Source organism: Yinghuangia seranimata, assembly GCF_029953285.1.
In the GTDB taxonomy this organism is placed as follows: domain Bacteria; phylum Actinomycetota; class Actinomycetes; order Streptomycetales; family Streptomycetaceae; genus Yinghuangia; species Yinghuangia seranimata.
In genome coordinates, this window is the sequence record NZ_JASAOI010000010.1 from 368712 (window position 1) to 391189 (window position 22478).

The 22478-nt window shown below is 72.1% G+C and carries 17 protein-coding genes; 13 read left to right on the forward strand and 4 right to left on the reverse strand.

Features of this window, described 5'->3' with window-relative positions:
• Window positions 1-118: 118 nt before the first annotated feature.
• Window positions 119-736: a dihydrofolate reductase family protein gene (locus QI554_RS07880; protein ID WP_281467370.1), complete on the forward strand. Its 618-nt coding sequence runs from the start codon at window positions 119-121 to the stop codon at window positions 734-736.
• Between the two features lie 114 nt (window positions 737-850).
• Here QI554_RS07880 and casG read toward each other — a convergent pair whose 3' ends face one another.
• On the reverse strand, window positions 851-2524 hold the full coding sequence (casG, locus tag QI554_RS07885) for a steroid-24-oyl-CoA synthetase (RefSeq protein WP_281467371.1): 1674 nt from the start codon (window positions 2522-2524) through the stop codon (window positions 851-853).
• Between the two features lie 275 nt (window positions 2525-2799).
• Between casG and QI554_RS07890 the strand changes: the two genes are divergently transcribed.
• The 4 genes from QI554_RS07890 (at window position 2800) to QI554_RS07905 (ending at window position 6140) form a co-directional block, all read left to right on the forward strand.
• On the forward strand, window positions 2800-3981 hold the full coding sequence (locus QI554_RS07890) for an amidohydrolase family protein (protein ID WP_281467373.1): 1182 nt from the start codon (window positions 2800-2802) through the stop codon (window positions 3979-3981).
• Entirely contained in the window at window positions 3978-4829 is an 852-nt protein-coding gene (locus QI554_RS07895) for a class II aldolase/adducin family protein (RefSeq protein WP_281467375.1), read from the forward strand. Before QI554_RS07890 ends, QI554_RS07895 begins: the two co-directional genes overlap by 4 nt.
• Window positions 4830-4905: 76 nt before the next feature.
• A complete protein-coding gene (locus QI554_RS07900) occupies window positions 4906-5379 on the forward strand; it encodes a hypothetical protein (protein WP_281467377.1) in 474 nt (157 codons plus the stop codon).
• An 80-nt stretch (window positions 5380-5459) separates the two neighbouring features.
• Window positions 5460-6140 carry a DUF305 domain-containing protein gene (locus tag QI554_RS07905; protein WP_281467379.1) on the forward strand — a complete coding sequence of 227 codons (681 nt, stop codon included), beginning with the start codon at window positions 5460-5462 and terminating at the stop codon, window positions 6138-6140.
• A 97-nt stretch (window positions 6141-6237) separates the two neighbouring features.
• Here QI554_RS07905 and QI554_RS07910 read toward each other — a convergent pair whose 3' ends face one another.
• Window positions 6238-6933, reverse strand: a complete 696-nt coding sequence (locus QI554_RS07910) for a TetR/AcrR family transcriptional regulator (RefSeq protein WP_281467381.1) — start codon at window positions 6931-6933, stop codon at window positions 6238-6240.
• A gap of 127 nt (window positions 6934-7060) precedes the next feature.
• Between QI554_RS07910 and QI554_RS07915 the strand changes: the two genes are divergently transcribed.
• From QI554_RS07915 to QI554_RS07950, 8 genes are all read left to right on the forward strand, one after another.
• The gene (locus tag QI554_RS07915) at window positions 7061-8608 is read left to right on the forward strand and encodes an MFS transporter (RefSeq protein ID WP_281467383.1); all 1548 of its coding nucleotides are present in this window, start codon (window positions 7061-7063) and stop codon (window positions 8606-8608) included.
• Between the two features lie 191 nt (window positions 8609-8799).
• Entirely contained in the window at window positions 8800-9495 is a 696-nt protein-coding gene (locus QI554_RS07920; protein WP_281467385.1) for a hypothetical protein, read from the forward strand.
• 339 nt (window positions 9496-9834) lie between these two features.
• Entirely contained in the window at window positions 9835-12300 is a 2466-nt protein-coding gene (locus QI554_RS07925) for an outer membrane protein assembly factor BamB family protein (protein ID WP_281467387.1), read from the forward strand.
• A gap of 182 nt (window positions 12301-12482) precedes the next feature.
• On the forward strand, window positions 12483-13460 hold the full coding sequence (locus QI554_RS07930) for an ABC transporter permease (protein WP_281467453.1): 978 nt from the start codon (window positions 12483-12485) through the stop codon (window positions 13458-13460).
• A 3-nt stretch (window positions 13461-13463) separates the two neighbouring features.
• Window positions 13464-14429 (forward strand): ABC transporter permease, encoded by a 966-nt coding sequence (locus QI554_RS07935; RefSeq protein WP_281467389.1) that lies wholly within the window; start codon window positions 13464-13466, stop codon window positions 14427-14429.
• On the forward strand, window positions 14426-15499 hold the full coding sequence (locus tag QI554_RS07940) for an ABC transporter ATP-binding protein (RefSeq protein ID WP_281467391.1): 1074 nt from the start codon (window positions 14426-14428) through the stop codon (window positions 15497-15499). Before QI554_RS07935 ends, QI554_RS07940 begins: the two co-directional genes overlap by 4 nt.
• Window positions 15486-16658 carry an ABC transporter ATP-binding protein gene (locus QI554_RS07945; protein WP_281467393.1) on the forward strand — a complete coding sequence of 391 codons (1173 nt, stop codon included), beginning with the start codon at window positions 15486-15488 and terminating at the stop codon, window positions 16656-16658. Before QI554_RS07940 ends, QI554_RS07945 begins: the two co-directional genes overlap by 14 nt.
• Window positions 16659-16664: 6 nt before the next feature.
• A complete protein-coding gene (locus QI554_RS07950; protein ID WP_281467395.1) occupies window positions 16665-18365 on the forward strand; it encodes an ABC transporter substrate-binding protein in 1701 nt (566 codons plus the stop codon).
• A gap of 125 nt (window positions 18366-18490) precedes the next feature.
• Here the strand turns inward: QI554_RS07950 and QI554_RS07955 are convergent, their stop codons facing one another.
• Window positions 18491-19780, reverse strand: coding sequence for a citrate synthase (locus tag QI554_RS07955; RefSeq protein ID WP_281467397.1), 1290 nt, complete (start codon window positions 19778-19780; stop codon window positions 18491-18493).
• Window positions 19781-20231: 451 nt separating this feature from the next.
• On the reverse strand, window positions 20232-22355 hold the full coding sequence (locus QI554_RS07960; RefSeq protein ID WP_281467399.1) for an N-6 DNA methylase: 2124 nt from the start codon (window positions 22353-22355) through the stop codon (window positions 20232-20234).
• Between the last annotated feature and the right edge of the window lie 123 nt (window positions 22356-22478).

The following is a 22478-nucleotide window of genomic DNA, read 5'->3' on the forward strand; positions in this document are numbered from 1 at the left end:
CGTAGTTTCCCCGCGGCGCGCCGCGGGTTTTTTCTTTTCGGGCGGACCGATGAGTTCCGGCTGTTCCGGCGGTCTGCACGGGTGGAAGGTCCGGCACGGCACGCGAGAGGCGATCACCATGAAGCTCACCGTCACCACGTTCGTCACGTTGGACGGCGTCTACCAGGCCCCGGGCGGTCCGTCCGAGGACCCGTCGGGCGGGTTCACGCACGGCGGGTGGTCGGCGCCGTTCGGGGACGAGGACTTCGGCCGGTTCATGGTCGGGGTGTTCGAGGACGCCGACGCGTTCCTGCTGGGCCGCCGGACGTACGAGATCTTCAACAGCTACTGGCCGCACCACGACGACCCGGCGGACCCCATCGCGACGAAGCTGAACACGCTGCCCAAGTACGTCGTGTCGGGTTCGCTGTCGTCGGCCGAGTGGACGAACAGCCGGATCCTCGGCGGCGACCTGGCCAAGGAGGTCGCGGCGCTCAAGGAGCAGGAGGGCCGCGAGCTGCAGGTGCACGGCAGCGGCGCGCTGGTGCGGTCGCTGCTGGCGCTCGGCGTGGTGGACACGCTGCACCTGCTGCAGTTCCCGGTGATCCTCGGCACGGGCAAGCGGCTGTTCCCCGAGGACGCGCTGCCGACCCGGTTCCGGCTGGCCGGTTCGCGGACGACGGCGGCGGGCGTCGCGATCCACTCGTACGAGCGCGACGGCGACCCGGAGTACGGCGACTACGCCGACGAGGGCTGATCCGCGCACCCGCACGCGGCTGCTGAGGCCGCCCGTCCCGCGCCCCGGGACGGGCGGCCTCCCGCGTTCTCCGCTCCTCGACCGTTCCCCGGCCGCTGCCGGACCGCGCCTCGCCTACTCCTCGACGAGGTCCGCGCCGCGCACGCCCGTGGCGACGGCGCGGATGACCTTGCCGGTCGGGGTGCGCGGCAGCGGTTCGGTGCGGATCTCCCAGTGCGACGGCACCTTGTAGTAGGCGAGCCGGTCTCCGACGTACGCGGAAAGGCCGCGCGGGTCGAGCGCGCCGCCGGACTTCGGGACGACGATCGCCTTGACCTCCTCGCCGAGTTCGGGGTGCGGGACGCCGACGACGACGGACTCGGCGATGTCCGGGTGCGCGTCGAGGCAGTGCTCGATCTCGGCGGGGTACACGTTCTCGCCACCGCGCAGGATCAGGTCGGAGCGGCGGGTGGCCATGAAGAACTGGCCGCCGCGCGCGAGCCCGAGGTCGCCGGTGCGCAGCCAGCGGTCGGGGGTCAGGGACTTCTCGGTTGCGGCGGGGTTGCGCCAGTACTCGAGCATGACGAGGGGGCTGCGGATCCAGATCTCGCCCTCCTCGCCGTCGGCGAGCCGGGCGCCGTCCTCGCCGTGGATCTCGACCTGGACGGTGGGGACGGCGGCGCCGATCGCGCCGGGCGTGGCCTCGAGCTGGGCGGCGCCGGCGCTGGTGGCGACGCCGCCGCTCTCGGTGAGGCCGTAGCCGACGCCCATGGCGCCCTTGGCGTTGGTGAAGACCTGTTGGAGGCGGGCGACGAGTTCGGGGGCGAACGCGGCGCTGCCGCCGCCGAGCCGGGTGACCGAGCTGAGGTCGTAGCGGCCGGCGTCGGGGTGGTTGACGACGCGCCAGCCGACGGTCGGGACGACGGACCAGTTCGTGCAGCGCTCGCGCTCGATGGTGGCGAGCACGGCCGGAACGTCGAACCGGCCGCTGAAGAGCACCATGGTGTGGCCGTCGGCGAGCGCGGCGACGGCGCCGGCGAGCAGCCCGGAGACGTGGAAGAACGGGCTGTTGACGAGCCAGCGCCCGGGTCGGCCGGCAACGGCGTTCACAGGCAGGTGGGCCGTGGCGCGGGCCGCCAGGAGGGCCTGGACGTTCTGCATGGCGATGACGTTGCGGTGCGTGAGCACGGCGCCCTTGGGCCGACCGGTGGTGCCGGAGGTGTAGAGGATGAGCGCGGCGTCGTCCTCGTCGCCGGGCCCGTCGGGCAGTGCGGCGTCGGGGGCGTAGCGGACGAGGTCGGCGAAGCCGGTCTCGATCTCGACGACCGGCACCCCGAGGTCGGCGTCGGCGACGCGTTCGAGGCGGCGGCGGTCGGCGATGAGGACCTTGGGCTCGCAGTCGGCGATGCCGTAGCGGATCTCCTCGCCGGCCCACCAGCCGTTCATGCCGACGGCGATCGCGCCGAGGCTGACGGAGGCCCAGAACGCGATGAGCCATTCGGGCCGGTTGGCGGCCAGGATGGCGACGCGGTCGCCGGGGCGGACGCCGTACCGCTCGCGCAGCGCGGCGGCGACGGAGGCGACGGCGCGGGCGTGCTCGGCGTAGGTGAGCCGGGTGCCGTCGTCGTGGACGACGTATTCGCGGTCGCCGTGCGCGGCGGAGGCCGCGACGAAGGCGGACAGGGACGTCGGCCGTGCCGCGAGGACCCGCATGCGGACGCCGAGGACGTCCTCCTCGGCGAGTTCGAAGCGCGCGCCGGGGGCGGTGAGCGCGGCCAGCGGGTCTGTTGCGGGTGTCGAGGTCGCCATGCCCGGACCCTAAGAATGCTTGACCAAGTCAGTCAAGTGGTCGCGCTGTGCGAACGCCCAGCTCAGCGGCCGGAGGGCGGTGGAAGTGGCACGTGTCACCCCGGTCGCACGCCTCCCGCAGCCCGCACCCGGCCCCCGCGCCGCGCCGCCGATCCCGGAGCCGCCGCGGGCCTTGTCCTCTGCGCCCGTCCGGCCTACCGTGCCCCCCAGGTCTGACGCAGCGTCAGACATCGTCACGGGGACCGCCCGCGACGGACCCGCCAGGGGGTGTACGCGTGACCGACCTGCTCCTGCCCGACCCCGAGCCGCGCGAGGTGCGGTACACGGTCATCTCCGTCGACGACCACCTCGTCGAGCCGCCCGGCATGTTCGAGGGCCGCCTGCCGGCCCGCCTCCAGCCCCTGGCCCCCAAGGTCGTCGAGGACGAACGCGGCCACCAACTGTGGGAGTTCGACGGCCAGCGCTACACCCAGGTCGGCATGAACGCGGTCGCCGGCCGGCGCCCCGAGACCCGCTCCCTCGAACCCACCCGGTTCGAGGACATGCGGCGCGGCTGCTGGGACATCGACGCGCGGATCCGCGACATGGACATCGCCGGGGTGTGGGCGTCGCTGAACTTCCCGTCCCAGATCACCGGGTTCTGCGGCCGGGTGTTCTCGCACGCCTCCGACCCCGAGCTCGGCCTCGCCGTCACCCGTGCGTGGAACGACTGGCTGTACGAGGAGTGGTGGCAGCCGTACCCCGACCGCATCATCCCGCTCGGCATCACCTACCTCACCGACCCGGAGCAGGGCGCCGCCGAGATCCGCCGCAACGCCGCGCGCGGCTTCCGGTCCGTCGCGCTGCCCGAGCGCCCGCACCGCATCGGGCTGCCGTCGATCTTCGACCCGTACTGGAACCCGATCATCGAGGCGTGCGCGGAGACCGGCACGGTCATCTCGCTGCACGTCGGCTCGTCGGGGCTGGCCGACATGCCGCCTGGCGCGCCGATGCTGGAGCTCGGCGCGACCATGTTCGGGCAGCTCAGCCTGCACGCGTGCGCCGAGTGGCTGTGGTCCGGGCACCCCGCGCGGCACCCGGAGCTGCGGATCGCCATGTCCGAGGGAGGCATCGGCTGGGTGGCGATGCTGCTCGACCGGCTCGACAACATCGTCGACCGCTCGGGCTACGCGGGCCTCGCCGAGTCGTGGGGCGTGCGCCCGGCCGACGTGCTGACCCGCAACTTCCGATTCTGCACGCTCGACGACCCGTCCACCATCGACACGCGGCACCGCATCGGCATCGAGAACATCATGCTCGAGACCGACTACCCGCACGGCGACGGCACCTGGCCCGACACGCAGGAGGTCATCGCCAAGTCCTGGGGCCACCTGCCGGACGACGAACTGCGGCTGCTCACGCACGCCAACGCGGCCGCGCTGTACCGCCACCCGCTGCCGCCGGACCCCAAGCCGTGACACGCGGCGAGCACCGAGCACCCGAGCACGGCACACCCGAGGACCGCCGACCCGAGGACCCCATGCCCGAGGACAGCACGACCGAGCACAGCACGCACGGGGCCGCCGACGGGTTCACGCCCACCGCCGACCGGCTGCTGCCGGACGGCCTCGACCCGCGGCTCGAACTCACGCTGCTCGCCCGCACGCTGTGGCACGAGGGCTACGACGACCACCTCGCCGGGCACATCACCTACCGGCTCGACGACGACACGTTCCTGTGCAACCCGTGGTTCCTGCTGTGGGACGAGTTCACACCGGACGACGTCATCCGCATCGACGGCGACGGCCGCGTCCTGGAGGGCGCCTGGCCCGCGCCGCTCGGCATCCCCCTGCACTTGGAGCTGCACCGGGCCCGCGACGACGTGCGCGTCGCGCTGCACAACCACCCGCGCTGGGGCACCGTGTGGGCGGACGCCGGGCGCGTCCCGCCGCTGCTCGACCAGTCCTCGGCGCTCGGCGGCGGGCGCGTCGTCTTCGTGGACGAGTACGCGGGGCCGGTCGACCAGGCCGAGAACGCCCGCGCCGCCGTCAAGGCCATGGGCGACGCCGACATCGCGCTGCTCGCGGGCCACGGCGTGTTCGTGACCGGCAACGGGATCCGCGCCGTCCACCAGCGCGCCGTCGCCCTCGAACAGCGCTGCCGCGGCGCGTGGCACGCCGAAGTGCTCGGCAGCCCCGTCGAGTTGCCCGCCGCCGTGCGGGAGCGCTTCGCGGCGAGCAAGGGCGACGGCTTCCGGGGCTTCTGGGAGGCGATGGCCCGTAAGGAACTGCGCCGCGACCCGGGCCTGCGCCGCTGGCTGCCCTGACGCCTCCTGGCGATACGGGGTACCCCTACCCGGTACGATGGCGGCAGACGGAGCCGTCCCACGGAGGAGGGGAACCATGCGCCGCGCGACGACGCTCGTCCGCCTCCTCCTCTTCGCGCTCCTCGTGCTCGGCACGGCCGGCATGCACACGCTCGGGCATCCTCCCGAGTCCGGGCCGTCGCACGACCCGATGGCCGGCACCACCGTCACCGTGTCCATGGCCGACCCGGTGGCCGACCCCATGGCCGACCCCGCCGCCGACTGCCCCGACGGGCACTGCGCCGCGGACGCCGCGTCGGGCGTCACGTTCATCCCCGCGACCGCCCACGGCAGCGGTCTCCCCATGCCGCACGGCGGCATGGACCCGGCGTCATTGTGCATGGCGGTGCTGCTGGCGGCGGTCACCCTCGCGATCACGCTCTTCCTGCTGCGGCCCTGCTCCCGGCGCCGCGCGCGGCTGACCGCGCGCGGGCTGTGGGGCCGTGCCACCTCGGCGCTGCCGCCGCCGACGCCCCCTGATCTCTCCTGCCTGGCGGTGCTGCGGATTTAGGCCGACGCGTGCCGGCGGGCTTCGGCCCGCCCCCACCCGACCGAAACCGCAGACCACAGACGAATACCGGAGAGACCCCCATGAAGCGCTCGACGCGCCTTCTCGCGCTGCCCGCCGCCGCCCTGACCGCGACGCTGCTGCTCGCCGCGTGCGGCAGTGACGGCGACTCGATGGACGGCATGGACCACGGCGCCAAGCCGGCCGCCTCGTCCGCGACCGCCCCGGCGACCCCGCCCGCGTCCGCCGCACCCGGCTCCCCCGCCGGCTCGCCCGCAGGCACCCCGGCCGCCGGGTTCAACGACGCCGACGTGATGTTCGCGCAGATGATGATCCCGCACCACGAACAGGCCGTGGACATGGCCAAGACCGTTCTCGCCAAGACCGCCGACCCCGAGGTCCGCACGTTGGCCACGGCCATCGAGGGCGCCCAGGCGCCGGAGATCGCGCAGATGAAGGGCTGGCTGACGACGTGGGGCAAGCCCGCCGCGGCGGGCGGCGGCCACGCCGGGATGCCCGGCATGGACCACGGCGGCGGCGACGGCATGATGTCCGACGCCGACATGGCCGCGTTCAAGGCCGCGAGCGGCAAGGAGCTCGACCGCACGTTCCTGCGGATGATGATCGTCCACCACAACGGGGCGATCGCGATGGCCCAGGACGAGCTCGCCAAGGGCGTCAACGCCGACGCCCGCAAGCTCGCCGAGGCGGTCAGGACGTCGCAGTCCGCCGAGGTCGCGCAGATGCAGAAGCTGCTCGGCTGACTCGGGTGACTCGGGTGACGACGTCCCCGCACCGCTGAAGGCAAGGGGTGGGGGTGCGGGCCGTGCGGCCCGCGCCCCCACCCCGGCCCGGCCCGGCTCAGCGGGATTCGAGCATCGGCATCAGCACGTTGTCGACCAGCCGCGCCACCTCGTCGCGGCTCGGCGCGGTGCGCTCCATCATGTACAGCTGCCCGACCATCGCCGGGCCGGTGAGCACGCACTCGTACTCGGTGGCGCCGGGCCGGGCCTCGCCGCGGTCGACGGCGGCCTGGATGAGCGCGGCGATCTGGGCCATGCGCGGCTCGACGGTCCGCTCGATCCACATCTCGCGCAGATCGTCGCTCGCGCTGGCCTCGCCGCACACGACGCGCAGCGCGACGCCGAGCGTGCCGTCGCAGGAGGTGGCGTACGCGTGCAGGACGTTGAGCAGGTCCTCGCGCAGGCTGCCGGTGGACTCGTAGTCGGACAGGTCGGGCATCGCCTCGGCCAGGCCGCTGATGACGATCGACGGCTTGTCGGCCCAGCGCCGGTACAGCGTGGACTTGCCGGTTCCGGCGCGCGCCGCGACGCCTTCGAAGGTGAAGCCGTTGTAGCCTCGTTCGGCCAGCTCCTCCACGACCGCTTGCGCGATCGCCTGCTGGAGCACCTTCCCGCGACGGCGCGGGAAGCGCCGGTGGTCGTAGCCGATCTCGACGGCGAGATCGCCGCACGACGCGACCACGTCGGGAATATCCGTCCGCACGTCGGCGCTGCCTGCCTGGCGCGCCGGGGCGTCGGCTTGCACTTCGGTCATCCGTCTGCCCTCCGCACGCCATCGTACAGAATACGTTTGCGTTCTCTAAGAGGCATTGCTTACTCTACCCAGAGTACGGAACCGTCCTCTATTTCCGCGCTCTGGAAAGACTCTGCGAGGTACACACATGACCACGGCTCCCACGGATGTGGTCGCCACCAGCGCTGCACCGGGCGCGGCCCCGCGCAAGGTGCATCCCGGGCTCGCGCTGGCGGTCCTGGCGGGCGCGCAGCTCATGATCGTGCTGGACGCGACGATCGTGAACATCGCCCTGCCGGACATCAAGAAGGCCCTGGACTTCTCCGACGCGTCGCTCACCTGGGTGATGAACGCGTACACCCTGACCTTCGGCGGCCTCCTGCTGCTCGGCGGCCGACTGGGCGACCTGCTCGGCCGGCGCCGCATGTTCATAGGCGGCCTGCTCCTGTTCACGCTCGCGTCGCTGCTGGGCGGCTTCGCGCAGAACGACGTCATGCTGCTCGCGGCCCGCGCGCTGCAGGGCGTCGGCGGCGCGGTCACCGCGCCGGCCGTCCTGTCGCTGGTCACCACGACCTTCCAGGAGGGCGCCGAGCGCAACCGGGCCCTCGGTGTGTACGCGGCGGTGTCCGGCATGGGCGCCGCGGTCGGCCTGCTGGCCGGCGGCGTCCTGACCGAGTACGCCACGTGGCGCTGGGTCATGTTCGTGAACGTGCCGATCGGTGTGCTGCTGGCCACCGCCATCCCGCGGGTCTTCCCGAACGACCGGCCCGAGGGCACCGGTTCGGGCCTCGCCCGGTTCGACATACCCGGGGCGATCACCTCGACCGTGGGTGTGTCGGCGCTGGTGTACGGCTTCATCCGGGTCGCCGAGCAGAGCCAGCACAACAAGGACCACACCTGGGCGGACCCGACCGCGATGGCGTTCTTCGCGATAGGCCTGCTGTCGCTGGCCGCGTTCATCGCGATCGAGCTGCGCACCAAGCAGCCGCTGCTGCCGCTGCGCCTGTTCCTCAACAGGACCCGCACCGGCGGCTACCTGGTCATGATGCTCGCGGGCGCGGGCATGATGAGCACGTTCTTCTTCCTCACGCTGTACATGCAGAACAAGCTGCTGCTCGACCTGTCCCCGGTCATGGCCGGCACCGCGTACCTGCCGCTGACCGCCGGCGTCATCACGTCGGCGCAGATCACCTCGCGGCTGATCACGACCCGTGGGCCGCGGCCGTTCCTGATGTTCGGTCCGCTGCTGGCCGGCACCGGCCTGCTGTGGCTGTCGTTCCTGAAGACCGACTCGGACTACGTCACCGGCATCCTGCCCGGCGTGATCATGATGGGTCTGGGCATGGGCGCGGTGTTCGTGTCGATCATGTCCACGGCGACCGCCGGCATCGACCCGAAGGACGCGGGCGTCGGCTCCGCCGTGCTGAACGTGACGCAGCAGATCGGCGGCACCATCGGCCTGGCCGTGCTGGCGACCATCTCGACGTCGGCCGCGACCAGCGAGGCCACGTCGCAGATGGAGAAGTCCGGCGGGCAGCTCACGCCGGACGGCCTGGCGCACGTGCTCACGTCGCAGTGGACCGCGCCGATCTTCGCGGCGTCGCTGATGCTGTTCGCGTCCGCCGTGATCGCGTTCATCCTCGTGCGCATCCGCAAGGAGGACGTGGTCGTCGACCCGTCGGCGGTCACGCACTGAGCGGAGCGCTCCGGGTGCCGTAGCGGCGCCCCGTACACCCCGGCCGGGCGGTGGGACTCCCCACCGCCCGGCCTCGGCGTTGCAACACCCTTGCGCAGTAAGGATTTTTCGCGCCATCGTTTGATATAGGGGATACCGCCCCGGAGGTCCGGCCAGGGGACCGGACCGCGGTGTCCCGGGGGATGGTCGCCATGTCCGAAAGCACCTCCGCCACCGAGGCGGTCCCGCAACCCGCCGCACCCGCACGGGCGATCGACTGGGGCGCGTGGGCAGGCGTCGGCTTCGGCGTCTTGGTGGTCGTCAGCGGCGCGCTCGACTCGTCGCCGGACCCCACCACGAAGGACGCGCCGAAGAAGTGGGCCGACTGGCTCGCCGACTCCGGCCACCGCACGAGCATGTTCGTCAGCGCCGAGCTGAGTGTCCTCGGCGTCGCGCTGTTCCTGCTGTTCCTGCACCGCCTCTACCTCGCGCTCGCGCCGAGCGGCGAGGAGTCCGCCTCCGACCGGGGCCTGCGGCTGCTCGCGTTCGCGTCCGGCGCGGTGTTCGCCGGCCTGGTCGTCGTCTTCACGGCGCTCGGGGCGGCGCCCGCCCTGATGGAGGAGTTCTCCGACGACTACGCCGCGGACACCGGCGCGGCCCTGATGCTCACCGCGGCGTCGATCCTGGTGTTCACGCTGGGGTCCGTCACCCTGTCGGTCCTGCTGTGGTGCGTGTTCGTGCTGTCCCGCCGCACCGGGAACCTGCCGTCGTGGCTGAGCTGGTCGGCGCTCGTCGTGGGCGTCGTGCTGCTGGGGTCGTTCTGGCTGTTCGGCGCCCCGGTGCTGCTGTTCGTCGTCTGGGTGCTGGTGCTCAGCGTCCTGTGGCTGGTGCGCGGACGACGGGGCTGAGCCGTTCGCGCAAGCCGGAGTTCCCTCAAACGACTGACCCAACCGGAACGACGGGGGCCGATCCGCGGCGCGGGTCGGCCCTTGCGCGGAACCCGGTCCGGGGGCCGTGCGTCCTAACGCTGTGAAGGAACCGCGACACCTGTGGCGGAGGTCGGCACACCGTGGGCGCTGGCGTCCCGAGGCCGGTACTCTGCCACAGGCAGCAGGGGGACAACAGACGCGGCGATCCGCGTCCCCGACCGCTGCGCACACCGCGGCCGACCCGGTCGGCGGGAACACTGTCGCAGCGAGGAACCGGCGGGGATGATGGGCGGTGGTGGGGGAGAATTCGGGGGGATTGTGACCGAACACGAGTGGCCCGGTGAGCCCCTGGCCAAGGGGGATCCGACCCGGATCGGGCCGTACACGATCCTCGGCCGCCTGGGGGCGGGCGGCATGGGGCGCATCTACCTCGGGCGTTCGCCGTTCGGGCGGCTCGTCGCGCTCAAGACGATCCGCTCCGAACTCGGCGGCGACCCGGGCTTCCGCGCGCGCTTCGCGCAGGAGGTCGCCGCGGCGCGCCGGGTGAGCGGTGTGTTCACCGCGGCGGTGGTCAACGCGGATCCGGACGCGGCGGTGCCGTGGCTGGCGACCGCGTACGTGCCGGCGCCCTCGCTGGAGACGCTGGTCCGCTCGTGCGGCCCGCTGCCGGCGAGCGCGGTGCGGTGGCTCGCGGCCGGCATCGCCGAGGCGCTGGAGTCGGTGCACGCGGCCGGCCTGGTGCACCGCGACCTGAAGCCGTCCAACGTGCTCGTGGCCAGCGACGGCCCCAAGGTGATCGACTTCGGTATCTCGCGCGCCGCGGACTTCGGCTCGCTGACGATGACCGGCGTCGCGGTCGGCACGCCCGCCTACATGTCGCCCGAACAGGCCCAGGGCGTCCGCGACATCACCCCCGCGTCCGACATGTTCTCGCTCGGCGCGACGCTGGTGTACGCGGCGACGGCGCACTCGCCGTACCCCGACCGCAAGCCGGCCGAGGCGCTGCTGCGCCTGGTGACCGGGTCGGCGGACCTGACCGGGCTGCCGGACGAACTGCACGAGGTGATCAGCGCGTGCATGCAGCGCGCGCCGGAGCACCGCCCGTCGCCGACCGCGCTGTTGAGCGGCCTCGCGCCGCTGCTGGACGCGGAGAGCAACTACTCCGACTCCGACAGCCGGCTGCCCGAGGCGGCGGCCGCGATGGTGGAGCGGTTCGAGCGGCAGTACCGGCCGGCGGGGCAGCGCACTCCCCCGGTGCCCGAGCCGCAGTCCTCGCCGGACGAGACCGACGACGACGTGTCGGGCCGGCTGAGCGAGGACGACTGGGGCAAGCTGCCCGCGCAGATGCGCAACGAGCAGCGGGCCGGCGCCGGTAACGCGGAGCGCGGGCCCGAACGCGATGCGCCCGCGCGGCCGGAGCCGCAGCAGCAGCCTCAGGCCCAGCCGCAGGTGACGCCGCAGCCGCGTCCGGAGCAGCCGCAGGTGGGTGCGCAGCCGCGCCCGCAGACGCCGCCGCGCCCGACGCTGCCGCCGACCGGGCCGCCGCCGCAGCCGCAGCCCCAGGGGCAGCCGCGTCCGCAGCCCCAGCCGCAGCCGCAGCCGCATCGTCCGTCGGTGAGCCCGATGCCCGGGAGCCCGGCGCCCGCCGCGGCGCAGGGCGGCGCGCCGGCCGGTACGCCGGTGGGCGCGGTGCCGACGGAGCTGGCGTTCCGCAAGCCGCCGCCGGCCACCCCGACGTATGTGGCCGACCAGGCGGACGCGCCGCGCCAGCACCCGCCGACGCCGCGTACGCCGACCGGTCCGCTGGAGGTCCCGGCGACGCAGCCGTGGCGGTTCGCGGCGAGTGCGGAGATCCTGTCGCCGCCGGTGCGCGCGGGCGGCACCCGGACGTCGCGGGTGCACGTGCACAGCAAGGACAACGGGCTGCACACGCTGCACCTGGCGACCCGCGAGTGGCGGTTCGACAGCACCGGCTGGTCGCATCCGCCCGCGGTCGAGGGCGACATGATGTACCTGAGCAGCCAGGACAACCACCTGTACGCGCTGGAGTTGACCAGCCGTCAGTGGCGGTGGAGCTTCCCGACGAACGGCGACGTGGTCGCCGCGCCGGTGGTGGCCAACGGCACCGTGTACTTCGGCAGCAGCGACAACGCCGTGTACGCGGTGGACGCCGCGACGGGCCGGTGCCGGTGGCGGTTCGCGACGCAGGGGTGGGCGACCACGCCGACGGTCGTGGACGGCACGGTGTACTTCGGCAGCAGCGACCGGTGCGTGTACGCGGTGGACGCGGGCGCGGGGTGGGCGCGGTGGCGCTACCAGACCGGCGGCTGGGTGTCGGCGCCGACAGTGTCGGGCGGTGTGGTGCACGTCGGCAGCACGGACCACTACCTGTACCTGATCGACGCGGGCTCGGGCACGCTGCGCGGCTGGTACCAGGCGAACGGGCCGGTGGCTCAGCCGGCGGCGGCCGGCGGCATGTCGTACTTCGGCAGCGGTGACGGCGGGCTGTACGCCGTCGACGTGAACTCGACGCGCTGCCAGTGGCGTTACAGCACCGACGGCTGGGTGACCTCGCCGGTGGTGGCCAACGGTGTGGTGTACGCGGGCAGCAGCGACCACTCGGTGGTCGCGGTGGCGTCCAGCGGCGAGCCGCGGTGGAAGTTCACCACGGGGGGCCGGGTGACGTCGCCGGTGGTCGCGGACGGGCTGGTGTTCGTGGGCAGCACGGACCGTCACCTGTACGTGATCGACGCGGTGACCGGAGGCGCACCGACCGGTCGGTAGCAAAACCCGTATTGCGCACGGCTTTTCGGCCCCGGCGGGACTTCCCCGCCGGGGCCGTTCCATGCCCCAAGATCAAAGCATCACGTTCACATCACAAACCTACCTATCGCTAAGTAACCGCCGTACAGTCTGGCGCACCGGATTCCGGCAGGCCCGTGAACCCAAGGTCGGTGGTGACCCAGGTGCGCTTCCTGTTCCGTCGTATCGCCTTCTACGCAGTGACCGCGTGGGCGGCGATCACCATGAACTTCCTGATTCCCCGGCTCATGCCGGGCAGTCCCGCGGACACCGTGCTGTCCCGTTTCAAAGGCCAGGTCTCGCAAGCCCAGGTCGACGCCGTGAAGGCGCAGTTGGGTGTCAGCGACAAGAGCCTGATGTCCCAGTACTGGACGTACTGGGACAACCTTCTGCACGGCGACCTCGGGGTCTCCGTCTCCTATTTCCCCGGCCGTGTCTCGGAGGTGATCGGACAAGGCGTGTGGTGGACGGTCGTCCTGATCGGCGTGGCCACGCTGGTCAGCTTCGTGGCCGGCACCCTGCTCGGCGTGCTGGCCGCGTGGAAACGCGGTTCACGGCTGGACGCGCTGTTGCCGGTGACCACGTTCTTCTCCGCGGTGCCGTACTTCTGGATCGCGCTGGTCTCGCTGAGCGTCTTCGGCGTCGAACTCGGCTGGTTCCCGATCACCGGCGGCTACCGTCCCGAGCTCCAGGTGGGCTGGAGCGGGGAGTTCATCTCCAGCGCGCTGTCCCACTCGGTGCTGCCGGCGCTGACGATCATCGTCAGCTCGATCGCCGGCTGGCTGCTCGGCATGCGCAACATGATGCTGACCACCATCAGCGAGGACTACGTGCTGGTCGCCGAGGCCAAGGGCCTGCGCAGCCGGCGCGTCATGCTCGGCTACGCGGCGCGCAACGCGCTGCTGCCGAACATCTCGGGCTTCGCGCTGTCGCTCGGCTTCATCGTGAGCGGCTCGATCGTCACCGAGACGGTCTTCTCGTACCCGGGCATCGGGTTCCTGCTGTTCAACGCGGTGCTCAACAACGACTACCCGTTGATGCAGGGGATCTTCCTGATCATCACGCTCATGGTGCTGCTGGCCAACCTGATCGTGGACCTGTGCTACGTGCTCCTCGACCCGCGCATCCGACAGGAGGGCTGACGCATGGCCGCAACCGCCACCCTGGCGACCGCGACCGAGCCCGGCGGCGCCGAGCCGCCCGCCAAGCGCCGCCTCGCGCTGCTGCGCTCAGGCAAGGCGCTCACGGGGGTGCTGATCTTCGGCTCGTTCGTGCTGCTCGCCGTCATCGGCCCGTACATCGCGCCGGACGACCCGTCCAAGACCGGCGGCCCGGTGCTGCAGTCCCCGAGCGCGGACCACCTGCTGGGCACGACGCAATCGGGGCAGGACGTGCTCTCCCAGATCCTCGTCGGGGCGCGCACGTCGATGCTCGTGGGCTTCGTCGCGGCCACGTTCGCGACCGCGCTCGCGGTGCTGATCGGCGTCACCGCCGGGTACCTCGGCGGCTGGGCGGACGAGGCCCTGTCGATGCTGACGAACATCTTCCTGGTCATCCCCGCGCTGCCGCTCACCATCGTGCTCACCGGCTACCTCAAGGACGGCGGCTGGTTCCCGATCGCGGTGGTCATCAGCGTGACCGGCTGGGCGTTCGGCGCACGGCTGCTGCGCGCCCAGACGCTGTCGCTCCGCAACCGCGACTACATCAAGGCGGCCCGCGCGGTCGGTGAACGCCCGTGGCGGATCATCACCGTCGAGCTGGTGCCGAACCTGGGCGCGATCATCATCTCGGGATTCCTGTTCACGTTCATCTTCGCGATCCTCACCGAGGCCAGCCTGTCGTTCCTCGGCCTGGGCTCGCTGACGACGTGGAGCTGGGGCACGACGCTGTACTGGGCGCAGAACTCCAGTGCCTTCACCACGGGTTCGTGGTGGTGGTACGTCCCGCCCGGACTGTGCATCGCGCTGGTCGGCGCGAGCCTGTCCCTCATCAACTTCGGCGCGGACGAGCTGCTCAACCCGAGGCTGTCCCCCGCCGCACGCCGCGCGAAGCGCAAGGAGCGCCGCGCCGCGGCCGCGGCCGCAGCGGCCGGAAAGGACGGTGTCCGATGAGCCCGGTCGCGAGTGCGGTGGGCGCCCCGCTCCTGGAGATCCGCGGGCTGACCGTCGACTACGGGGAGGGCCCCGGCGCGGTGCACGCCGTCGACAACGTCGACCTCGTGCTGCACCGCTCCGAAACGCTGGGCCTGGCAGGGGAGTCCGGGTCGGGCAAGTCGACGCTGGCGCACGCCGTCACGCGGCTGCTGCGGCCGCCGGGGACGATCACCGGCGGCCAGGTCCTCTACCACCGCCGCGAGGGGAAAGACGCAGCGGGACACGTGTCGGACGGCCCGGCGCGGTCGGGCCCGGTGAACGTCCTCGACATGACGAGGCCGGAGCTGCGGGCGTTCCGCTGGGAAGAGATCGCGATCGTCTTCCAGAGCGCGATGAACGCCCTCAACCCCGTCCACACGGTGCTCGCGCAGATCGCCGACACGCTCAAGGCGCACCGCCCGGGCATCACGCGGGCCGAATGCCGGGAGCGGGCGGCGCACTTGCTCACCACCGTGGGGGTTCCGGCGGCGCGGATGAGCGCCTACGCGCACGAGCTGTCCGGCGGCATGCGGCAGCGCGTGATGATCGCCATGGCGCTCGCGCTCGACCCCGAGATCCTGGTGCTCGACGAGCCGACGACCGCGCTGGACGTGGTCGTGCAGCGCGAGGTGCTCGCGGAACTCGTGCGGCTCCGCGAGGAGTTCGGGTTCTCCGTGCTGTTCATCACGCACGACCTGTCGCTGCTGCTGGAGGTCGCCGACCGGGTGGCGATCATGTACGCGGGGCGTGTGATCGAGTCGGCGCCCGCCGAGGAGGTCTACCGGGATCCGGTGCACCCGTACACGCGCGGGCTGGTCGCCTCGTTCCCGCCGCTCCGCGGCCCGCGCAGGGAGCTGGCCGGCATCGGCGGCTCGCCGCCGGACCTGCGCGCGCTTCCGCCGGGCTGCGCGTTCAGCCCGCGGTGCCGGCACGCGTTCGACCGCTGCACGCGGGACCTTCCGCTGCTGCGCCGTCCCGCGGGGGCTCCGGAACGGCTGGTGGCCTGCCATCTCGACGACCCGAACGGGAGTGCCGATGACGAACGATGACACGGCCCCGGTGCGTGCCGCGGAGCCGGCGAAGGAGCCACCCCCGGCGACGGTGCCGGCGCCGGGCGGGCCTGCGGAGGCGTCCGCGGCGGAAGCTCCCGCGGAGGAGGCCGCGCCGCTGCTCGAGGCGCGCGGTGTCTCCCGCCACTACCCCGCGCGGCACTCGGGGCGGCTCGGGCGCCGTGCCGTGGTGCACGCCGTCGACGACGTGTCGCTCGCCCTGCACCGGGGGCGGATCACCGCCGTGGTCGGCGAATCCGGTTCGGGCAAGTCGACGATCGCGCGTGTGCTGGCCCGGCTCGAACCGCCGACCAAGGGCGAACTGCTGCTGGACGGACGGCCGGTGGGCCGGGCCCGCGGTTCGGCGTTCCGGCGGTACCTGGGCCAGGTGCAGATGATCTTCCAGGACCCGTTCGCCTCGCTGAACCCGTTCCACACCGTCGAGCACCACCTGGCGCGGCCGCTGCGGCTGCACGGGTCGTACGGCGGCAAGGCGGAGGTGCACGCCGAGGTGCTGCGCCTGCTGGAACGAGTCAGCTTGACACCGGCCGAGCAGTTCGCGCGCAAGCGGCCGCACGAGCTGTCCGGCGGGCAGCGGCAGCGTGTCTCGATCGCCCGCGCGCTCGCGGTGCGGCCCGAGGTGCTGCTCGCCGACGAGCCCGTGTCGATGCTCGACGTGTCCATCCGGCTCGGCGTGCTCAACCTGCTGCGCGCGCTGGGCCACGAGGACGGGCTCGCGCTGCTCTACATCACCCACGACATCGCCTCGGCCCGCTACTTCGCCGACAGCGTCCAGGTGATGTACGCCGGGCGCCTCGTCGAAGGCGGCCCCGCCGAGGCCGTCACGCAGACCCCGGCGCACCCGTACACGCAGTTGCTCATCGACTCGGCGCCCGACCCCGACCGGCGGGCCGCCGTGACCGGCGAACGCGCCGAACGGCTCGGTGAGGCCCCTGACCTCGCCGCGCCGCCGAGCGGCTGCCGGTTCCATCCGCGCTGCCCGCTGGCGATGCCGGTGTGCCGCGAGACCGCTCCCCCGCACTTCCCGGCCCCCGGCAGCCCGCCGGAGGACGGCCACTGGGCCGCGTGCTGGCTGCACGCCCCGGACCGGCAAGACCGGCACGACGACCAGCAACCGATGACGACCGGACGGCGGTGAGAGCACGTGCTCAGACTCGGAAAGCTCGGCAGACGGTTCCTCGGAGGGAAAGTGCTCGCCCGCACGCTGATCGGCGCGACGGCGCTCGCGCTGGCGGCGACGACCACCGCGTGCAGTGACAAGAGCTCCTCGTCGAGCGGTTCGACGGTCCTGAGGATCTCCGGCGCGCCCACGGGCCCGATGACCCGCAACTTCAACCCGTTCGTCACCACCGCGTCGGTGAACCTGGTCGGCGGCGTGTCGATCATCAACGAGCCTTTGTTCATCGGCAATCCGCTGAAGGTCGGCCAGTTCACGCCCTGGCTGGCGAAGTCGTGGGACTTCTCCGCCGACGGCAAGACGCTGACGCTGGGCCTCCAGAGCGGCGTGAAGTGGACCGACGGGCAGGCGTTCACCGCCGACGACGTCGCGTTCACGTTCAACCTGATCGCGAAGAACCCGGCCATCAACACCACCGGCCTCGCCGTGACCGAGGCGCACGCCGAGGGCGCCGACAAGGTCGTGCTCAGCTTCCCCGTCCCGGCCTTCACGCAGCTGGCGTTCGTCGGACTCACGTACATCGTGCCCAAGCACATCTGGCAGAGCGTGCAGGACCCGGCCACCTACACGTTCGAGAACCCGGTCGGCACAGGGCCGTTCATGCTGGACACGTGGTCGCCGCAGGGCTACCTGCTCAAGAAGAACCCGAACTACTGGCAGCCGGGCAAGCCGAAGATCGACGGCCTGCGCTACGTCGTGTACAACTCCAACGTCTCCGCCAACCTGGCGCTCGCGCAAGGCGAGTTGGACTGGGCGGCGAACTTCGTCAACAACATCGACAAGGAGTACGTCGCCAAGGACCCGGCGAACCACCACTACTGGTTCCCGCCGATCAGCCCCACGTTCCTCGGCCTCAACCAGACGAAGCCGCAGTACCAGAACGCCGACGTCCGCAAGGCGATCAGCCTCGCGCTCGACCGCAAGAAGCTCGTCGAGCTCGCCGAGCAGAACGAGCAGCCCGCGGCCACCACGCCCACCGGACTGCTCCCGCAGCACGAGCAGTTCATCTCGGCCAAGTACAAGGGCGTCGAACTCAAGCAGGACGTCGAGCAGGCCAAGGCCCTGATGGCGAAGGCCGGTTACAAGCCCGGCGGCGACGGCATCCTGGTCGGGCCCGACGGCAAGCGCTTCACGATGACGCTGCTCACCTCGTCCGCGTTCACCGACATCATCACGATGTACCAGGTGATGACCGACCAGCTGAAGCAGATCGGCATCGAGGTGAAGGTGGAGACGAAGGCCACCGCCGAACTGATCGGCAACATCTTCACCGGCGACTTCGACGCCACCGGCGTCGGCCCGCTGACGGGCGCGTACTCGCCGTTCGACGTCTACCAGAACCTGCTGGCGGGCTACCTGACCAAGCCGATCGGCGAGCCGGCGTTCGCCGACTCGATCCGTTGGAAGGACCCCAAGACCGACCAGCTGCTCATGCAGTACGCGTCGACGCAGGACCCGGCCGCGCAGCAGGCCGCGCTGGACGGCCTGCAGGACATCATGGTCGAGCAGGTCCCGGCCGTCCCGCTGTTCAACTTCGTGGCCTGGTCCGAGTACAACACCAAGAACATCACCGGCTGGCCCGACAAGGACAACCCGTACGCCGTCGGCAGCCCCGTCGGCCCCGGCTCCGTCCAGGTCGTGGTCAACCTGGAGCCGAAGACGAAGTGACGGCGACCGCGGCGGCCGTGCCGCCCGCGGCCCGCTGAACGCCGGACGGCCGGTCCGGGACCCCGAGGGGTTCCGGACCGGCCGTCAGTGCGTCAGGCGTGCGCTCGCGCGCGCGACGGGATGCGTCAGCGGGCGCCCAGCGGCACGTAGTCGCGGATCGGGATGCCCGTGTACACCTGGCGCGGGCGGCCGATCTTCGACGACGGGTCGGCGATCATCTCGCGCCAGTGCGCGATCCAGCCGGGCAGCCGGCCGAGCGCGAACAGCACCGTGAACATCGACGTCGGGAAGCCCATCGCGCGGTAGATGAGGCCGGTGTAGAAGTCGACGTTCGGGTACAGCTTGCGGGAGATGAAGTAGTCGTCGGACAGCGCGACTTCCTCGAGGCGCAGCGCGATGTCGAGGAGGTCGTCGCGCTTGCCGAGGCGGCTGAGGACGTCGTCCGCGGCCTTCTTGATGATCTGCGCGCGCGGGTCGAAGCTCTTGTACACCCGGTGGCCGAAGCCCATCAGGCGCACGCCGTCCTCGCGGTTCTTCACCTTGCGGACGAACGCGTCGACGTCGCCGCCGTCGGCCTTGATGCCGTCGAGCATCTCGAGCACGGACTGGTTCGCGCCGCCGTGCAGGGGGCCCCACAGCGCGCTGATGCCGGCCGACACGGACGCGAACAGGTTGGCGTGGCTGGAGCCGACCATGCGCACCGTCGACGTCGAGCAGTTCTGCTCGTGGTCGGCGTGCAGGATGAGCAGCTTGTCGAGCGCGGAGACGACGACCGGGTCGGCCTTGTACTCCTCGGACGGCACCGCGAACGCCAGGCGCAGGAAGTTCTGGACGTAGTCGAGCGAGTTGTCCGGGTACAGCAGCGCCTGCCCGACGGACTTCTTGTACGCGTAGGCGGCGATCGTCGGCAGCTTCGCGAGCAGCCGTATCGTCGAGATGTGGACCTGCTCGGCGTCGAACGGGTCGTGGCTGTCCTGGTAGAAGGTGGACAGCGCGCTGACGACCGACGACAGCATGGCCATCGGGTGCGCGTCGCGCGGGAATCCGTCGTAGAAGCGCTTGACGTCCTCGTGCAGCAGCGTGTGCTTCGTGATCTCGCCGCGGAACTCGTCGAGCTGCGACGCGGTGGGCAGCTCGCCGTATATGAGCAGGTACGAGGTCTCCAGGAAGCTGCCCTGCTCGGCCAACTGCTCGATCGGGTATCCGCGGTACCGCAGGATGCCTTCTTCGCCGTCGATGAAGGTGATCGCGGATTTGGTCGACGCGGTGTTGACGAAGCCGCCGTCGAAGGTCACCAGGCCGGTCTCGGCGCGCAGCTTCCCGATGTCGATGGCGTTGTCGCCGATGGTCCCGTGGACCACCGGGTAAGTGTGCTCGTTTTCCTGATAGCGCAGTACTACCGAGTCCTCGCTCATGGCTGGGTCCCCTACTTCTCGGCTCAGGCTCCGACACCCGTCCGGATCGTGTCCGGTCGGCCCCGGCTTTCGTGACATGTGTGCACCAGTACGAATAGCAGGCGCGCGTTGCCACGCCGCAACCGGCTCCCGCCTCGCGGTCTAAACCGTGAGCCACATCACGTGACTTATGGTCACACCCGGGTGATGCCCTGCCAGGCATCGCGCTATCCCCGCGGGGCCGGTCGACCTGCACGGACCCGGTGGTCATGGTCCGCCGTCGCCCACGCTACGGCGTTCGGCGGGCCGCTTCCACTCGATGCCGGCGCTGTCGACGACCGGACACGCAGGGTGATCGAGCGGGCCATCTCACAAGCCACGCACGGTACATGTGCGATTCCTTTGAGGAATCCGTTGCGGATGGTCGTGTGGTTTCCGTCGGGGTTTGTGTGCGTGCCGGGGCGGTCGCGGGTCAGTCCTCGGGGGGTGTCAGGACGCCCGAGGTGAGTCCGCTCAGCAGGCCCTGCGCGAGGCGTGTTCCGTGCGTCTCGACCCTGCGCAGCGCGTCGTTGAACGCGTACAGGCCGTGGAACGCGGCGGCGTAGTGCCGCTGGACGTCGAGGGGCAGCAGCGGGACCTCGAAGCGGCGCACGTCGAGGCGGACGATGCTCGACCCGTACGTGGCCTGGCGGGTGTTGTCGGGCGCGGACAGGAACCCCGCGAGGAACCACGGGTTGAGCACCTGCGGGTCGGGGCGCAGCAGGTGCAGATTGGGGCCGAGGAGCGCGCCGTGGTCGCGGTCGGCGGCGACGCGGACGGTGGTGCCCTGCGCGCCGAGCACGGCGGGGACGATGACGTCGCCGCGCTGGATGCGCGGGAGCAGGCCGAGGCCTTCGGTGTCGGGCGACCAGCGGCCGCTCGGGGCGGTGCCGGCGGTGACGTCGGCGGCGGTGAGCACGCGCAGGGCGTCGGGGGCGGTGGACGCGGGCGGTTCGGCGTCGGCTCGGCCGGCGCGCACGGGTCCGCGCAGCAGGGTGACGCCGCCGCCGCGGGTCAGGTCGGCGATCGCGACGGTGCGCCACGGGGCGGTCCCGGGCGGTGCTTCGGCGCTGCCGGGGGCGAGGCGCGCGACGAGGGCGAGCGCGTCGGCGAGGTCCTCGCGGGCGTCGGCGACCAGGTCGGGCGTCTCGGCGCCGGCGGGTGTCGGGAGGTTGTGCGCGGGGGTGAGGTCGACGGCGTCGTCCAAGAGGTCGATGACGGGGACCGCCCGGCGCACACCCGGGACTTCGGGGCGGTCGGAGCCGGCGGCGAACCCGGTCCACGCGTCGAGGGCGAGCGCTCCGACGGCGTCCCAGTCCGGTTCGCGTCGCGCGGGCTCGGCGGCGCCGGCCGCGGCGGTGTCGACGAACAGCACGTGCGTGCCGGCGGTGCCGGGCGCGGGACGGGTCAGCACCCACAGCTGCAGCGCGACGCCGGCGGGCGGCGCGGCCCCGGCCGGGAGCCCGACGACGGCGCGCAGGGCGCCGCTGCGGAGGAGTTCGGCCCGGATCCGGCGGCCTGATCCGCGGGACGCGACGGCGGGCGGCATGAGGACGACGACGGTGCCGCCGGGCGCGGTGCGCGCCAAGGCGTGCTGGATCCACGCGAGTTCGCCCTCGGTCTTGGGCGGCAGGCCGTAGGCCCAGCGGGGGTCGTAGGCGAGCCCGTCGTGGCCCCAGTTGCGGTCGTTGAAGGGCGGGTTGGCGAGGACGGCGTCGAAGAGGCGGTCGGGCCAGGCGTCGCGGCGCAGCGCGTCGCCGGTCTCGACGGCGGCCTCGGGGGGTGCGGCGGCCGCGGTGCCGGTGCCGGCGCGGTCGAACGGGAGGCCGGATCCGCTGTGTTCGCGCGGGGCTTCACCCGACACGCTGAAGTCCCCTGAGGGTGAATTCCCGCGGGTTCCCGCGGCGGGTCCGAGGGCCGCGAACGCGAGGCGGACCGCGGCGAGACGGGCGGCTCCCGGGTCGGCGTCCTGGCCGGCGAGGAGGGCACGGCCCTCCCCCGCGTCGAGCGCGGCGAGCAGCAGGTCGCCCGTGCCGCAGGCGGGATCCAGCACCGTCGCGGCGGGGCGGCCCGCGGTCGCCACGGCCACCATCAGCGCGGCGAGGCGGGGCGGGGTGACCGCGGACGAGCGCTGGCCGGAGTCCGCGTAGCGGGCGTACAGCTCGTCGAACGCCCGTGCGGCGCCGACCTGTCCGGCGCGGGCGCGGGCCGCGTCGAGCACCGGGGCGGCGGATCCTGGGAACGCGGAGGGGACCGGGCGGCCCGCGCCCAGTCCGAGGAGGTACTCGCCGACCGCGGCGAGCAGCACCGCCTGGTCCCCGTCGCCGGCCGCCGCGGCGAGGTCGCGCCACAACGCGTCCTCGGGGCGGGCCTGGGCGATCTTGCCCTGGGCCCGCAGCCACGCCTCGACCTCGTCGAGGGCGAACGTGGGGCTGCTGTCGGAGCCGCCGACCCGCTGCGGGAAGTCGGGGAAGCGGCGCCGCCAGTTGCTGACCGCGGCCCGCCCGACGCCGGCGATGCGGGCGATCTCGGCGGCGGTGACCTGGGGTCCGGCCATGGTCGGCTCCCTTCCGGAGGGCTGGTGAATCTCGTGAATCTCGTGAATCTCGTGAATCTCGTGCATCTCGTGGACCTCGTGAACGAGTCGGAAGCGATCTTACCCTGAAGCCACACCAACCAG